This window comes from Gracilibacillus salinarum, assembly GCF_022919575.1.
Taxonomy (GTDB): domain Bacteria; phylum Bacillota; class Bacilli; order Bacillales; family Amphibacillaceae; genus Gracilibacillus; species Gracilibacillus salinarum.
Map to the genome: position 1 here is coordinate 3,261,261 of NZ_CP095071.1, position 14,578 is coordinate 3,275,838.

The window sequence follows — 14,578 nt, forward strand, 5'->3', positions numbered from 1 at the left end:
AGAATAGGAGGACACAAATAAAATGGCGAATAAAAAAATGGTAATGTCGGTGACGCTCGGTGCTGCAATTGCATCAGCGGTAGTTGGGGCAGATGAAGCTGAGGCTGCATCACATAAAGTTCAAAGTGGGGATTCATTATGGAAGATTGCTCACACGTATAATACAAGTGTTCAAGCGTTGATCGATATCAATAAGCTTTCGTCTAATATAATTTACCCGAAGCAAGTATTGCAAACTTCCTCTAAAACATCTAATAATAATAATAGCAATAATACAAACAATAATAACAGTCAGACCAATCCATCTAGTACGTCCGTTAGCAAATATACAGTAAAAGCCGGTGATACCCTTAGTGGAATCGCATCTAAACATAAAATCTCACTTAATAATTTGATGAAGTGGAATGATTTAGATACGACGTTAATTTATCCTGGTAATGTATTTGTCGTGTCAAAACCGAATACAAATAGTGGTTCTGACAATAACGACTCGTCAGCATCCAACAACACATCGAACAAGTCGGACGAGAAGAGTCCTGCTACAACTGTTTATACAGTTAAATCAGGAGATACACTTTCTCATATTAGTGCTAAGTATAGTGTTACTGTGGCAAATTTAAAGAAATGGAATAAATTAAGTTCAGATATTATTTATATTGGGCAGAAAATAAAGGTTACAAGCAAGGTTACTTCATCAGATGAAAGCTCGGCTAATTCTAGCAATGAAACACCAGATAATGTTGATTACAATGTTACCAAACTAATCAATCTGGCAACAAGCTTAAAAGGAACGGATTATTTGTGGGGTGGCTCCACACCGAGTGGGTTTGATTGCAGCGGATACATATATTATGTATATAAACAAGCTGGCATGCAAGATATTCGTCGTCTTTCTAGTGCTGGTTACTATGATCGTTCTCATTATGTAAATACTCCTAAAGTGGGGGATTTAGTATTCTTTGAAGGTACTTATAAATCTGGTATATCCCATATGGGAATCTATGTAGGAGATAATCAGTTTATCCATGCATCTTCTAATGGAGTGGTGGTTCACAGTTTGGATAACTCCTATTGGAAAAAACATTTTGAGAGTTTCAAAAGGTTTTATTAAGAGTTATGTCTCATTCGCTATTAATTCTAGTGAATGGGACTTTTTTTAGTTATATCGTTTCTGATAAAGAAGTGAATCATAGATTTATCGAGTGATATAGGTAATATTAAACAGATGTACTGCATTGTTCAAGAAGTGCTGACAACACGGTTATTTTCATAATATTGGATTATTAAGAGTCGAATGATGCGATTCTAGTTTCTACATGCAAACAAATCTACTTCCTCTCGAACTCTCTTTATGTAAAGAAAAATAGGGAGGAATTATTTTATGTTAAAAACATGCAAAGCAATGTTTATGTTAACGGTACTCGGCTTCTTTATGTTTGCCGCACCGACATTTGCAGAAGCTGCCATGGGAGATCGTATTCTGGCAAATGGCTCTTCAGGGTCAGATGCTGAGGAATTACAAGAACACCTAATGACAAAAGGAGTTTTCCCATACCATACAGCAACAGGGTATTATGGGGTCATTACGGAAGAAGCAGTTAAAGATTTTCAACGACAACGTAATTTAAAAGTAGATGGAATTGCAGGACCTGAAACATATCATGCAGTGCAAGTCCTGCGAAAAGGGGACAACGGCAAGCATGTCACTCAAATTCAGAACCAGCTCAAAGAAGCAGGTCATTATAGTGGAAGTGTAGACGGAATTTATGGAGCAGGTACAAAGGATTCAGTTAAGAACTTTCAACGAGAACAAGGATTAACTGTAGACGGTGTTGCAGGTCCTAATACAAGATCGGCGTTGGACAACATTGCAGATCGTGATACAGAAGCAGGAAAAACATTAACAGTCGAAAGTACAGCATATACTGCTAGCTGTGATGGTTGCTCAGGCGTTACTAGAATGGGACTCGATTTAAATAAATATTCTGATGCGAAAGTAATTGCTGTAGACCCTAGTGTCATTCCGTTAGGTTCAATCGTAAAAGTAGAAGGATATGGTGTAGCGATCGCAGCTGATATCGGAAGTGCGATTAATGGTAATAAAATTGATGTCTTCATTCCAAATCCAGACGATGCGATGCAATGGGGACGCAAAGACGTAAGTGTAACAATCATTGAATAAAAGGCAGTAGCTGACCCATGTGCAGAAGTGATGGGTCAGCCTGCTACCATTAACCAAATACTTGACCGCCATTAACGTGAAGTGTTTGTCCGGTCACAAATCTTGAATCATCAGAAGCAAGGTAGACAAATGTGGGAGCGACTTCAAATGGTTGCCCTTGCCGCTTCATGGGATTGTTAACAAGCGTAACCTGATCAGGAGAAAAACTTGAAGGTATTAGTGGTGTCCAGATTTTACCTGGCGCAATAGCATTTACTCTGATACCTTTTTTTACTAAATTATTGGCGAGTGCTCTCGTAAAACCTAAATTAGCGGATTTGGTGGCAGTGTAATCGATTAATTGTTCAAATCCTTCAAAAGCAACAACAGAACTGGTATTGATAATAGAGCTTCCTGCTTTTAAGTATGGGAGGGCAGCTCGAGTTGTATAAAAATGAGCGTATATATTTACTTTAAAGGTATCGTCAAACTGTTCATCCGAAATATCCAATAAATCTAATTGTTGAAACTGAATGCCGACATGGTTGCACAATATATCAAGCTTGCCAAACTTCTCCACCGTTCGTTCCACGATATCTATACATTGTTGTTTTTTGCGTAGATCCCCGGGTAATAACAAGCAACTTCTATCCAATTCTTCTATCCTTTTCTTCGTTCTTTCTGCATCTTCGTGTTCATCTAAATAGGCGATAGCAAGATCTGCACCTTCCTTCGCAAAAGCGATAGCAGCCGCCGCTCCCATACCACTGTCTCCACCTGTAATCAGTGCTACTTTTCCTTCGAGCTTCCCGCTTCCATTATAATTTGGATTCTCAATAATTGGCTTTGGAACCATAACATTCTCTACACCGGGCTGCCGGTATTGTCTTTGTTCCGGAACCGTTAAAGGAATATCTTCATACCTTGTAATTTTGCCGTAATTTGGGTGCATGGGATAAGACCTATCTTCAGACATACAAAAGACCTCCTTAGATTTCATGATGGAATAATGTATTCCTTTTAGGCGAATGTCGTGTATCTTTTTTCACAAAGGTCCAACAAAAGGGGTTTTGCATAGAGTAACAGCAGGAGGTGAACGGGGTGAATTATTACTATAATCCAGAAGTAAGATATTTATTGTTATCGGCGCCTTTTGCCAAAGAAACTGTTCGTTATAAGCAATATACGTTTAATGCTCCTCAAATAACGTTCCGGCCCCCTTACTATACGAATCCGCAATATGTACCGTATTATCCGGTGTTGTAATGATAATCAAGGCAATGGTTGTGCCATTGCCTTGAATCATTAATAGGAGCGCCTGTCCTGCATTCTATCCTAGCCACTGTTTTGCTCGAGATATTCTTCTGATTATCAAATAATCAATAATCCAAATTAGAAGAAGAGATATACCTGTTAGTGGAAAGAAGATGCCAAGCGCAATAACAATAACAGTTAATCCCTTGAGTAGCTTAAAATCTTTTGGTAATGATGGAGCACCTAGCTTTCCTTCAGGTTTTCGCTTCCACCACATAACCATTCCACTGATAGCAATAAGCAAAATGCCAATTACCAATGCAAGCATGCAAATTTGACTAAAGAATCCGAACTCACCTTGATGAAAGGAAATGCCGAGTGAAACCATTTTCCCTAAGATTCCATAATCTTCCCAACCATAAGAGGCTAATATCTCTCCGCTATACTGGTCCAGGTGCAATGTCTGTTGTGTCCATGGGTTCGGCCGGTTTGGAAAGACTTTAGCAGGATCTAAAAATATAGTATAGACACCTTGTTCAGTCTGTGGAAAAACGATTTGGTAACCTGGATTAATTTGATTATTTTCCGCAGTTTGTATGACTTCTTGAATCGGTATAGTTGCTGTATGATTGTTATTTGACTCTGGCACCCGCATGTTTTCTGCCGCCCAAGGTACATCTGCCACTTCTTTAGTCGGGATGGTTGAACTGGGAAACGCATAGCTCTCCCATGGAGAGTCGCCAACAGGACTTCCCTCGCCTGTTGATGCGATTGCGCGATTGGCCATGCTTCCCCAAACATCTGACCACATCAGACCCGAGAGCAATTGAATGATAATAAAGATGGATAGCCAAAAAGCTGTAACTGCATGCATGTCACGCCAAAACATTCTTTTTCCTCTAAACGATATGATTCGTGGAAGTACTGTTCCGAACAATGACTTTCTATTTCGTGGCCACCATAAATAGACACCAGAGAGTACCAGAATAATTGCCCAGCATGCAGCAAGCTCTACTAATCTGTTGCCTAACGTACCGCCCCATAACTTTCCATTATGTAAGTCAAGTACAAATGCCATAAATCGTTCATTCTCATTGATAGATCCTTTGATAGAGGCATCGTATGGATTAACATAAACGGACATACTTTTTCCATTTTTGGTAATTCCAATGACGGAAGATTTATCTCCTTGGTAGGATGGAGTAAAGCTGTTAATCGAAGCATTTGGATATTGCTCTTTTACTTCATTGATTTGCTTGTTCACGGATACAGTCTGTTCTTGTTCATCTACATAATATAGGTCATGGTAAATGAAATCTTCTATTTGAGGTTTAAAGAGATAAATCCCTCCTGTGATTGTTAAGAAAATGAGGAGTGGAGCGAAAAAAACTCCAGCGTAAAAGTGCCATCTCCAAATTGCTTTGTAAATGTTCGCGTTTTTTCTTTTATCCACACTCTGCTTCACAGTTGGTTCTAATTTTGTAGCCGTTTTATTCATTCATCATCTACTCCTTTTATAAGACCATAGTTGTGAGAATTGAGTGTTTTGCTCCTGGTGTTTACTCTGATTTTAGCAATTACTTGTGTTATTTCTGTTAAGTATTGATGAACAAGGTGTGAAATTGTCATTTTTTTCATGATGAAGGGTTATTTGTGTCAGTTGTTGAATACGTATATAAAATGAGAAAATACAGAGGAATGAGGCGATAAGCAAATGGGATTAGAATGGATATTCCTCCAGCCGTTAACTTGGAATTGGGCGTTGATTTTTGCTTTATTAATGACTTTATTGATCTATCTGTTTCTTCTTTATCAGTTCCAAACGCCAGTTAATCGGAAGCAAATTTTCTTTATGACCACTGGCATTGCGTTGCTGGGAATTACGAGTGCGAGCCCACTGACATCATTTGCCCATTTGACTTTTAGTACACATATGATTCAAATGAGTATTCTATATTTTGTGATACCTCCACTTTTGCTATTAGGAATTCCTCCGATTTTGTTTCAAAAGCTTTTGAGGGTAAAAATGGTAGGGTATAAAACGTCGGTTATATCTCTCGTGCTTTTTTCAGTATTATTTCTGATGTATCATTTGCCTGTCATACTCCAGATCATTTCACAATATTCTATCTTGCAAAAAAGTTATAGTATCTTACTTTTTGTGCTGGCGATCATTATGTGGTCACCTTTCGTATCTTGGCAGGAAAATGAATTAAAGATAAAACGGTACGCTTTGATTAGCAATATTATCGTAATGCCGGCTTGTCTGATGTTTATAGTACTGGCTTTATTTGCAGGCATTGACTCCTATCATCCGCTTAATGCGCAGCTATTTGCCCAGCTCTGTCTACCATCTGCTGCGATTGATTTGCCAGTAAACACAAAAGTAGATCAGGTAATGGCAGGTGTGGTCATGCTGGGAATACATAAGGTGGCAACACATCTTACAGTACGTGAGAAAGACTTATTTTAATAAATTTTTCTATTTGCTTTATTACGAAGGAAAAAGGATAATGAAGGAAAGACTGTGCTAGAAGGGATTACTATGAAACTACAATACATAATACTAATTTGTATCTCTTGTCTTCTATTTGGTTGTGCAAAGGAAATGATAACGGTTCCGGTACAAGGTGAACCTGTGCTGTGGATAGCACATTTGCAGGAATCTGATTTGTCTTTTGTACATGTAGAAGATGAGAAAGTGACTTCTACGGGACTTGATTTTAGCGTGAGTGATATGGAGCAAATTAATAATGAAACGATTATACTTTCCAGTGAGAATGAAGATTTCCTGTATAAGCTGAATTCAGAGACTGGCGAGCTAACCCAATGGTATGAGGCTGGTAAAGGGGTTAATGAAATAATATACGACAGCGATAAAAAGCTGCTCTTTTTTTCGAATCGCGTAGAAAATACGGTAACAGCCGTTGATGTTGAAAATGGTAACTTGTTCGGAAAAGTAGAAGTTGGGGACTTACCTGTTTCTATGACAATTAATAATGAAGACCGATTACTATACGTGGTGAATACTGAAAGTGCTACAATATCAGTCATTCAAATGGATGATATGAAAAAAGAAAAAGAGTTCGCCACTTTAAAGTATCCAAATGGTGTTTTCTTTGATGGAGAATACTTATGGATTGGTGGACATGGTGGAGATGGTATACTCAACGATCAGGTTTATTTGTATGATCCAGGTACAGGAGAAGAAGCAGACCGCATCGAAGTAGGACTGATGCCGATAGCATTTCATGCAAATTATTCTAAATCTGAAGTGTATGTGCTTAGCCATGGAGCGAATCGGGTGTATCGCATAAATGTGGAGGATAGATCTGTAGAACAATCGATAGAAGTTGGTGCTAATCCGCACGCAATAACCAGTGATAAACAACACATTTATGTGACAAGTCTTGATGATCATACACTTTCAATTATTGATAAGGAAACCTTGCAATTAATCAAACAAATTGAGATGAATGAAGGCCCATATAAGATGATGTTAGGTGATGATAATGGATAATATTAAAATTTTAATAGTAGATGATGAAGAGCAAATGATAATGTTGCTTAGTTCTTATTTAGAACAAAAAGGCTTCGAGATTCACACGGCAAGTGATGGTAAGGAGGTCTTGAAAGTATGGGAACAGGATGCATTTGATTTAATATTATTGGATATTATGATGCCGGGACTGGATGGTTTTTCTGTGTGTGAACGAATTCGTGAAGTATCGAATGTGCCGATTATGATGATAACGGCAAAAAGCGAAGAACTAAATCGTGTTCACGGATTAAATATTGGGGCAGACGATTACATTGTAAAGCCGTTTAGCCCGAAAGAATTGGTTGCAAGAGTAGAAGCATTATTAAGAAGGTCAAATAATTATAGACAGCAACAGATGAGTATGAAAAAAGGTGAACTGGTTGTTGATATAAATGGTCATAAAGTATCGGTAGCAAGTCAGCCAGTCAACCTGACGAGAAAAGAATTCCGTCTGTTAACACTGTTAATGGAAAATGAAGGTGTTGTATTTTCAAGAGAAAAATTATTGGACAAAATATGGGGGATGGAGAGCGCGGGAACCTTAAGGACTGTCGATACACACATTAAAACATTGCGGTTAAAATTGGATTCGGCTGGAGCGTATGTGAAAACAGTGTGGGGAGTTGGTTATAAATTCGAGGAATGAAATGGATGAAAGCACTTGGGCTCAAACAAAAAATCTGGCTCACAATTATGCTTGTATCGGTACTGACAATCTCTATCGGAACAGGTCTGACGTACTATCTTTATGAAAAGTTCTACGTGGATGAACAACAAGATGCATTAATGATACAGGGTGAGCAACTAGTCAGTTATTACAACCAGGCCGAAAATAAAGATGAATTCCGGACAAGGGTGGAGTGGACGGATAACACATCGGATGCAGAAATTATTTATACAGAAGATCCCATGCTTTTAAGCGCGGGTATTCCCAATGAATCCTTCTCAGACAGTAATCTCATTACATATGAAGAGCGACAAAAATTACTCGATGGAGAAAAAGTGGTGTTCATCCGAAAACATCCCAGATTTGATCAGGATATTCTAGCTGTCACCCTGCCATTAATTGAAGAGAATAAATTGGCTGGAGCTGTGTTTTTGTATATGCCACTCACCGCAATATTTGAACCGTTTCAATCGATTCGAATTATTTTAGTTGCTTTGGTGACTATTTTGTTGCTTGTTGTGTTAGGTTTAGGGATAAAAATGACAAATCATATTATTCAGCCAGTGAAAGAAATGGAAGCTATTTCGTATGAAATGGCTCAAGGAAACTTCTACAAACGAATGAAGGTAACAAAATCTGATGAAATTGGTCATTTAGCGGAATCCTTTAATGTGCTCGCATCAACACTTGAGGAGGTAGACCAAAAACGCAGGGAATTCTTGCAAAATGTGTCGCATGAATTAAGGACTCCACTCAGTTATATCAGAGGATACGCAGAAGCGTTCGAAGATCTTGCGGATGAACCAGAGCAAAGGAAAAAGTATATTCAAATAATTAACAACGAAGTGAACAGACTTATCCGATTGGTAAATGATCTGCTTGATTTAGCTCAATTGGAGGATGAATCGTATCCAATGAAAAAAGAGCCACTTCCGTATGCGCAATTAATAGCGGATGTGATGGAACGATTCGAAATTGTTTTGAATCAGAAGCGTGTTCAAATCGTATCTGAGCTAGAGGATGATATTGTGGTTCTTGGAGATACAGACCGCTTAGAGCAGGTCGTCAGCAATCTTTTGGATAATAGCATTCGCTACTCACCAGAAGGACAGGCTGTTAAGATAATACTAAAAAAGCATGGTATGAATGCTCAATTAATGATTAAGGACGTTGGACCTGGTATACCTGAAGACGAACTGCCACAAATAATGGAGCGGTTTTATCGTGTTAACCGTGCCAGGACACGTAAAGATGGAGGTACTGGCATCGGTCTTTCTATTGTGTATCAAATAGTTAGTAAACATCAAGGGAATATAAAGTTCGAGTCACAGCCGGGGGAAGGTACAACAGTTTTAGTGGAAATCCCTTTATTTCAATAAAAAGACGCCCCATTCAGAGAATAGGGCTTAGTGTTGGAAAAATACTTTCCTATTCTCTTTTATGCGTTGCGGTGAAGCTGTAACAAGTCCAGAGTTGTCTTCTTTTTGTTGTTAATGTGTTGAAATTCCTGTATTACCTTACCTTCTTTCATAAACAGTACGGTATCTCCTGCATCAGCAGCGACATCCATCATATGTGTGGAGAAAATGATCGATGTTCCCGCCGCTTGCATCTCCTTGACAATGGCAAGAAACTCATTAATCCAATATGGATCAAGTCCGTTAGTAGGTTCATCCATCAGCAAGAGACGGGGTTCGCCTAATAAAGCTTGCCCAAATAACAGCCGTTGCCGCATTCCTTTAGATAGGCTGGTAATGAATGTTGTTCTCTGGTCGAAAAGTCCGATTTTATTTAAGATGAATGAGACTTGTGCTTTCGATGCAGCAGGACGATAAGCAGCATAGAATTCCAGCATTTCCTGTACCGTCATCCCCAGTTGACTGGGAAACTCGTCAGGCATGTATCCTATGTGTTCTACATAAGCTTGTCTATTTTTCAGAGGGATAGTTGAATCAAGGACCACAGTACCTGTAGTTGGTTTCGATAATGCAGCTAACAGATGAATAAGGGTGCTTTTTCCGGCGCCGTTTCCTCCACATAATACGAGGCATTCTCCTGTACTTATTTCGAATGAGATAGGAGCCAATGCTTGTTTTGATGGATACTTTTTTGAGAGCTGATCCGCTTTTACTATCGTCAATTCATTTGCCTCCTTTTCATACATCCGCTTGCAACAAGCATGATGATCCATATATAAATAATTGTATAAAACAATAACAATGGAAGGGAAAAAGGTGTTTGTATGAAGGAAATTAATCCATCATAATCTTTTCCAAATGCTGCCCCTCCACCGAACTGCGTAACAAAGAAGACACGCAATAATTCAGCTGGATTAAAAAATAGTGAAACGGTCATTATAGTGGCAATCAGTTTATATGGTACAAACAGAAGGATTGCAATTAAAAGACTTGCCCACATCATAATGAATATAAACCATACTGTAACGGAAGCCATTAATGCTTGCCAGCGAGTCGACGATAATGATCCTATCAAAATACCTATGCCAATAAAGAAAATAATTAAGAATATAGCGAACATATAGATCAACATCAGCCATTTTAGGGAGATCGCAAATTGTAAAATAACGCTTAACAGAATACTAATGCCAAAGCTAAGTGTGAAAATAGCGATCTGAGCAAGAAGTTGTCCTGCAAACTTCCCGCATATGTATTTAAAAATAGAAATGGGATAAGTACTCAGCAAAGACCACTGTCCACCCTCCACTTCATTGGTTATTGCTAAGGATCCAATAATCAACATGAACAATGGTAGAAGATATAACATTAGGTTAATCATCGTACCTACTATATTTGTATACCCCTCGAATTGAGGCAAACCCCGTTCTAATAGAAATAAAATAGTAATGACAAAGGTCCATAAACATACGAAGATGTAGGAAGATTTTTGTCTCAGCGTCGTTCGCCATTCGGCGTGAAAGGCGTTTTGCATACTTCACCATCCTTAAGTTCAGTTAAGAAAAAGAAGACACTTTGATGCCTTCCAGTCGCTACGTTTTCTAAGCGGGCACTTGCGCTTTTATTATCAGAAAGTCCATAATCATGCTGAACACGAAGGTGGGTTCTTATAATATGGATTATGTAAACTAGCCATCGCTAGCCGAGCATCCATATTGAGATATTTAATGTGCTGGGATACCGCTCCGTCCAACCACTCCGCGTCCTGCGGGGCACGGCTGGAGCTAACTTTGTGAAGGAGGGCACTTCACAAAGTGGATCTCCAGCACCTGCATGTCCCGCGGGAGTCTCCGTGGTTGGCCTACGCTAGAATAGGGACTGTACAACTTTTGTAAGAGGTAGCATATTGATCAATGTATACATAACAGGAATTGAATGAATAACATAATACCCAGAACCACTGCTTTTAGCTGTTCCATACGTTGTAGCACTTCCCTCAAGCGTAGGAAATAGGCGGAGACTCCCGTGGGATCAGCGCGAGCTGAAGATCCACTTGGTCTGTGCCTGTGTCTGCAAGCAACGCTTCGAAGTGGGCTTCCTCGGCACAAGGCAGCAATGAAGTAATTCTAGTAGTAGCCTAGCTGAAGCCGTGCCCCACAGGACGCGGAGCCTATTTCCGGAGCTTTGCTAAGCAGATAATCTATATCAAAATGACTATTTTGCAATAAATCCTTTGTTAACATAATCCATATTATAGGTAGTTGTATATAACTTATTCAATTAGGATCGGGTGGTTTATGCCCGGTTTTTCTTAGAAGTCAAGAAAGTATAAATTTTGGGCTATATGATGTTCGCTGACAGAAACGGCCACGTCCGGCTCCAGCGCCCAGAGACTAGGCGACTTCGCGAAATCGCCCTACGATAAGTCATCATCGATTCACAAGCTCACCGTGATTCCTTTATCTCAGTTGATTCGCTCCACTCGCTACGTCTCTAAACGGGCGCTTGCGCCTTTGTTCGAATTAATGCGAATGACTTTCGTCCATTTCCATATCTTCCATGTCCATCTCATCACCATTAGTCGTTTCTTCTTCACCATGACTGTGATTGTGTTCTTTCATATCACCGCTCATTTCCCACTTGTGGTCTTGTAATTGATCGTAAGTTAATAACTCACCGTCATTTTCTTCTACAAATTGTTCGGCATCCTCTTTCTCTGTGAAGGAAATAACATTATAGCTCATCGGTGTTTTGACAGATTGGTTATATACATATGTGGCCTGATCTCCTTCCACCCAATCTTTTGTGTTGTAATCTCTGACGAACTGCGCTGCTACTCCTTCACCACCATTTTCATGTAACCATTCATACATACAGCCAATATCGTCAAATTTTTGGACTTTATCGTCATCCATTACTACCTCTGTCGCGAACTGACTGTTCATGACTTGCATATTACAAACGACACATGTGTCTGTTGATTCATCGATATCCACCGGTTGTACTTCATCGTTACCGCAGGCAGCTAAAATAAACAAACTGCACAATAACACTCCTAGAAATTTAATGGATTTCATTTTTAATCCTCCTGTATTTAAATAAATTTAGTCCTAAAAACGTCAAACATAATCCGGTTAGTAATGTTAATAAGGTAGACAGAATAGTAGGTTCGTCAGTCTTCAATGATGCCGGTGCATGCACTAGTGGAAGTGTATCCTCCATAACAGAATCACTAGGTACGTTAAACATTGCCTTGATTACTTTCATACTCGGTGAATCAAAAAATAATTGATAGGCAGAAACATCTTCAGTTAATAGTAAGTACAGCGGCTCGGCTTGGAATGGGAACAGACTGACACCAGAACTACCGTCCTCAAGCTTAAGTGAGCCATCCCAATAGTTCCCCGTCACTTGATTGCTTGTACCGCCCACGGCTTGCACGTCATTGACATTACCGATAAAGCTATTGTTCCGAACCTCGTTGTTTTCAGTGTTTTGAAATTGTACGCCTGTAAAGTTACCGGTTACGTGGTTGTTGCGGAGACTGTTCTCGTATGCATCCTCAATAAAAATCCCAACACGATTGCCGTCTATCGTATTATTGATTACCTCCGTCTCAGGCGCAGCAAATAATAACAGCCCTTGGGAGTTCACATTGGAATTATTTGCGTAGAAGGTATTGTTGAACACTTTCACTCGATCTGATTCCATAATCATCGCACCGGTAAAGTTGTGGTGGGATTGATTGTCTTCCATTAATACGTTATCAGAGTACATTAAGTGCATCCCGTATCTGGCATGCTGAATATCATTACCGATGAGTGCGTTATTACTTCCACGTTCGAGATAGATGCCATCCAGCGTGTCGGTTATTTGTACGTTTTCGATGATGTTGTCTGTTGACTCCCAAATATCAATGCCGTTCCCTGCACCATTTGAATGAACACTTCCACCACTTATCCTGGATTGTGAGACATTGTCTAATTGAATACCTATACCGGAACCTTTCACATCAACATTAGATAGTTCAATATGTGTGCCTGTTAACGAGATAGAAGGGTTTTCGTCTAGGGCGTCTTCGGGTTTTTCGGAATCGCAACGTTTCACTTGGACATTTTCTAAACGAACATCATTACTCTTTACTGTTATGACAGGCTGGTCGGAACAGGAACTGATAACCGTGTAATCACTTCCAATAATGGTTACAGGTTTAGTGATCACTATTTCTGCTTCGTATGTATGATCCAGCAGTTCTACAATGCCATTTGCAGGTGTATCGTCTATGATGGATTGGATCTTTTCATCGGCTTTGACGGTTGAAGTGAATACCATTAGGCTGAGAAAAATGAAAGCAACTACTTTTATAAACCTATTTGCATTCGTTATTATGTACCATCCCTCCTAACAGCTTATTTCCATATGAGCATACAATAAATTTGTGAAATAAGGATGAAGTCTTTGTGTTATTTAATTGAATTTATATGGGAAGTGATAAGTGTTTTGTTAAAAATCATGGTCAATGGGAGAGGGATATATACCTATAAAAAAGAAAAGCTTTCAATCTTGAAGTTGAAAGCTTTTCTTTCGATTATATAGATTTCACTGCATCAGCTATATCTGTATTTCCTTTAACAACTTGAAATCTTTTTCCAACAGTTGATGGGGTGTTTAACGATGCAACGATCGTAGCTGCAATGTCTTCTCTAGGTACTTCATTTCGTTCTACTTTCTCTGCTAGTGTTACTTGATTTGTTCCTGCATCATTGGTTAGTTTGCCTGGATGGATGATGGTATAGTCAAGCTTGGTTGACAGCAGCCATTGATCTGCATAGTGTTTAGCTGCGACATATGGTGCAAATCCTTCTGGTGCAGCCTGAATCGCTTCGCGGCTTGTATCGAAGGAGCTGATCATGATGAAGCGTTGAACATTTGCCTTTTTCGCTGCTTCGATCGTTTTGACCGCACCATCTAAGTCAATCATTATCGTTTTGTCTTTACCTGTATGAGGGCCAGAACCTGCAGTGAATACAACAGCATCTGTTCCTTCTGCCGCTTTGGCAATTGCCTCGATATCATCTTCCAGATCAACGACAGCTACTTCAGCACCTAATGCTTCAAAGTCGCCTGCTTGATTTTGATCGCGGATCATCGCACGTGCTTCAAGATTCTCTTCGTTTTGAATACGTGTAACGAGATGTTTTCCGATTTGTCCGTTTGCTCCGACTACTAATACTTTCACCTGAATCATCCTTTCCTTCTGCATGTTCTTTTCTATATTAGGCTAACAGATAGTCAGCGATCGTGGCTACTAATTGATTTGCAACAGGGGAAGGGTGCTTCTCATACATTCAATAAGCGAAATTGTATATATTGATAGTTGATAGGGTATTCTTAATCGAAGAAAAGTTTTGTGCTTACTATTAGGTAAAAAACTAATGCATCGTTTTCCAGTTTCCTTAGTCTCTTACATGTGGTTAACCAAATATTTATGCTAAAATGAAAGGTAGATTTTTTAAAAGAGAATGGTACATGGAACAAAA

General features: G+C 39.3%; 14 protein-coding genes. 7 read left to right on the forward strand and 7 right to left on the reverse strand.

The genetic code is table 11. From position 1 onward, the window contains the following. Window positions 1–22 precede the first annotated feature (22 nt). On the forward strand, window positions 23–1,111 hold the full coding sequence (locus MUN87_RS15295; RefSeq protein WP_244741419.1) for a C40 family peptidase: 1,089 nt from the start codon (window positions 23–25) through the stop codon (window positions 1,109–1,111). A gap of 270 nt (window positions 1,112–1,381) precedes the next feature. Next, the gene (locus MUN87_RS15300) at window positions 1,382–2,182 is read left to right on the forward strand and encodes a peptidoglycan-binding protein (protein WP_244741421.1); all 801 of its coding nucleotides are present in this window, start codon (window positions 1,382–1,384) and stop codon (window positions 2,180–2,182) included. Window positions 2,183–2,231: 49 nt separating this feature from the next. On the opposite strand, the gene MUN87_RS15305 is transcribed toward MUN87_RS15300, so the two are convergent. Further along, the gene (locus MUN87_RS15305; protein ID WP_244741422.1) at window positions 2,232–3,137 is read right to left on the reverse strand and encodes an SDR family oxidoreductase; all 906 of its coding nucleotides are present in this window, start codon (window positions 3,135–3,137) and stop codon (window positions 2,232–2,234) included. Window positions 3,138–3,262: 125 nt separating this feature from the next. Between MUN87_RS15305 and MUN87_RS15310 the strand changes: the two genes are divergently transcribed. Next, a complete protein-coding gene (locus tag MUN87_RS15310; protein ID WP_244741424.1) occupies window positions 3,263–3,427 on the forward strand; it encodes a hypothetical protein in 165 nt (54 codons plus the stop codon). A 64-nt stretch (window positions 3,428–3,491) separates the two neighbouring features. Here the strand turns inward: MUN87_RS15310 and MUN87_RS15315 are convergent, their stop codons facing one another. Then, window positions 3,492–4,913 carry a PepSY-associated TM helix domain-containing protein gene (locus tag MUN87_RS15315; RefSeq protein ID WP_244741425.1) on the reverse strand — a complete coding sequence of 474 codons (1,422 nt, stop codon included), beginning with the start codon at window positions 4,911–4,913 and terminating at the stop codon, window positions 3,492–3,494. Between the two features lie 216 nt (window positions 4,914–5,129). On the opposite strand from MUN87_RS15315, the gene MUN87_RS15320 reads away from it, so the two are divergent. The 4 genes from MUN87_RS15320 (at window position 5,130) to MUN87_RS15335 (ending at window position 9,002) form a co-directional block, all read left to right on the forward strand. Then, on the forward strand, window positions 5,130–5,888 hold the full coding sequence (locus tag MUN87_RS15320) for a cytochrome c oxidase assembly protein (RefSeq protein WP_244741427.1): 759 nt from the start codon (window positions 5,130–5,132) through the stop codon (window positions 5,886–5,888). Between the two features lie 72 nt (window positions 5,889–5,960). Continuing rightward, the gene (locus MUN87_RS15325; RefSeq protein WP_244741429.1) at window positions 5,961–6,935 is read left to right on the forward strand and encodes a YncE family protein; all 975 of its coding nucleotides are present in this window, start codon (window positions 5,961–5,963) and stop codon (window positions 6,933–6,935) included. Further along, window positions 6,928–7,602: a response regulator transcription factor gene (locus MUN87_RS15330; protein ID WP_244741430.1), complete on the forward strand. Its 675-nt coding sequence runs from the start codon at window positions 6,928–6,930 to the stop codon at window positions 7,600–7,602. The genes MUN87_RS15325 and MUN87_RS15330 overlap by 8 nt, the downstream gene beginning before the upstream one ends. Window positions 7,603–7,607: 5 nt before the next feature. Continuing rightward, a complete protein-coding gene (locus tag MUN87_RS15335) occupies window positions 7,608–9,002 on the forward strand; it encodes a sensor histidine kinase (RefSeq protein WP_244741432.1) in 1,395 nt (464 codons plus the stop codon). A 59-nt stretch (window positions 9,003–9,061) separates the two neighbouring features. Here MUN87_RS15335 and MUN87_RS15340 read toward each other — a convergent pair whose 3' ends face one another. The 5 genes from MUN87_RS15340 to MUN87_RS15360 all read right to left on the reverse strand — a co-directional run bounded on the left by MUN87_RS15340 (window position 9,062) and on the right by MUN87_RS15360 (window position 14,286). Beyond that, window positions 9,062–9,763 carry an ABC transporter ATP-binding protein gene (locus MUN87_RS15340; RefSeq protein ID WP_244741434.1) on the reverse strand — a complete coding sequence of 234 codons (702 nt, stop codon included), beginning with the start codon at window positions 9,761–9,763 and terminating at the stop codon, window positions 9,062–9,064. Beyond that, window positions 9,760–10,572 (reverse strand): ABC transporter permease, encoded by an 813-nt coding sequence (locus tag MUN87_RS15345; protein WP_244741436.1) that lies wholly within the window; start codon window positions 10,570–10,572, stop codon window positions 9,760–9,762. Before MUN87_RS15345 ends, MUN87_RS15340 begins: the two co-directional genes overlap by 4 nt. A 988-nt stretch (window positions 10,573–11,560) precedes the next feature. Beyond that, window positions 11,561–12,115, reverse strand: a complete 555-nt coding sequence (locus tag MUN87_RS15350) for a nitrous oxide reductase accessory protein NosL (RefSeq protein WP_244741437.1) — start codon at window positions 12,113–12,115, stop codon at window positions 11,561–11,563. Then, entirely contained in the window at window positions 12,102–13,370 is a 1,269-nt protein-coding gene (locus tag MUN87_RS15355) for a right-handed parallel beta-helix repeat-containing protein (protein ID WP_244741439.1), read from the reverse strand. The genes MUN87_RS15350 and MUN87_RS15355 overlap by 14 nt, the downstream gene beginning before the upstream one ends. Before the next feature lie 256 nt (window positions 13,371–13,626). Further along, window positions 13,627–14,286 (reverse strand): SDR family oxidoreductase, encoded by a 660-nt coding sequence (locus MUN87_RS15360; protein WP_244741441.1) that lies wholly within the window; start codon window positions 14,284–14,286, stop codon window positions 13,627–13,629. Window positions 14,287–14,578 lie beyond the last annotated feature (292 nt).

Bases quoted from the DNA above. Each gene is read 5' to 3' on its own strand.
- MUN87_RS15295 (WP_244741419.1), top strand. From the start codon at position 23: ATGGCGAATAAAAAAATGGTAATGTCGGTGACGCTCGGTGCTGCAATT.
- MUN87_RS15300 (WP_244741421.1), top strand. From the start codon at position 1,382: ATGTTAAAAACATGCAAAGCAATGTTTATGTTAACGGTACTCGGCTTC.
- MUN87_RS15305 (WP_244741422.1), bottom strand. From the start codon at position 3,137: ATGTCTGAAGATAGGTCTTATCCCATGCACCCAAATTACGGCAAAATT.
- MUN87_RS15315 (WP_244741425.1), bottom strand. From the start codon at position 4,913: ATGAATAAAACGGCTACAAAATTAGAACCAACTGTGAAGCAGAGTGTG.
- MUN87_RS15320 (WP_244741427.1), top strand. From the start codon at position 5,130: ATGGGATTAGAATGGATATTCCTCCAGCCGTTAACTTGGAATTGGGCG.
- MUN87_RS15325 (WP_244741429.1), top strand. From the start codon at position 5,961: ATGAAACTACAATACATAATACTAATTTGTATCTCTTGTCTTCTATTT.
- MUN87_RS15330 (WP_244741430.1), top strand. From the start codon at position 6,928: ATGGATAATATTAAAATTTTAATAGTAGATGATGAAGAGCAAATGATA.
- MUN87_RS15335 (WP_244741432.1), top strand. From the start codon at position 7,608: ATGAAAGCACTTGGGCTCAAACAAAAAATCTGGCTCACAATTATGCTT.
- MUN87_RS15345 (WP_244741436.1), bottom strand. From the start codon at position 10,572: ATGCAAAACGCCTTTCACGCCGAATGGCGAACGACGCTGAGACAAAAA.
- MUN87_RS15350 (WP_244741437.1), bottom strand. From the start codon at position 12,115: ATGAAATCCATTAAATTTCTAGGAGTGTTATTGTGCAGTTTGTTTATT.
- MUN87_RS15355 (WP_244741439.1), bottom strand. From the start codon at position 13,370: ATGGTATTCACTTCAACCGTCAAAGCCGATGAAAAGATCCAATCCATC.
- MUN87_RS15360 (WP_244741441.1), bottom strand. From the start codon at position 14,286: ATGATTCAGGTGAAAGTATTAGTAGTCGGAGCAAACGGACAAATCGGA.